At 60.4% G+C, this 386-nt stretch carries 1 protein-coding gene; it reads left to right on the plus strand.

Features of this window, described 5'->3' with window-relative positions:
- Window positions 1–386: RelA/SpoT-related domain-containing protein (locus tag AAEZ09_RS27945; RefSeq protein ID WP_502947602.1), on the plus strand; the 386-nt coding region annotated here is incomplete at both ends.

Raw genomic sequence — 386 nt, forward strand, 5'->3', positions numbered from 1 at the left:
GGTATGCACACCATGCGCGTGGAGTTCGAGGATCTCGGCTTCAAGGCCATGCACCCGATGCGCTCCGAGCGCATCCGCGCCGCCGTGCGGCGCGCCCGTGGTAATCGCAACGAGATAGTCGAGAAGATCGAACAGTCGCTGATCCACTGCCTCGAGCGCGAAGGCCTGGAAGGCGACGTACTGGGCCGCGAGAAGCACCTGTACAGCATCTACAAGAAGATGCGCGGCAAGCGCAAGGCATTCCACGAGATCATGGACGTCTACGCTTTCCGCATCGTGGTGGACAAGGCAGATACTTGCTATCGCGTACTCGGCGCCGTACACAGCCTGTACAAACCGCTACCGGGACGCTTCAAGGATTACATCGCGATCCCCAAGGCCAATGG

It is taken from the genome of Pseudomonas sp. 65/3-MNA-CIBAN-0223 (assembly GCF_040310425.1).
Classification (GTDB): Bacteria; Pseudomonadota; Gammaproteobacteria; order Pseudomonadales; family Pseudomonadaceae; genus Aquipseudomonas; species Aquipseudomonas gregormendelii.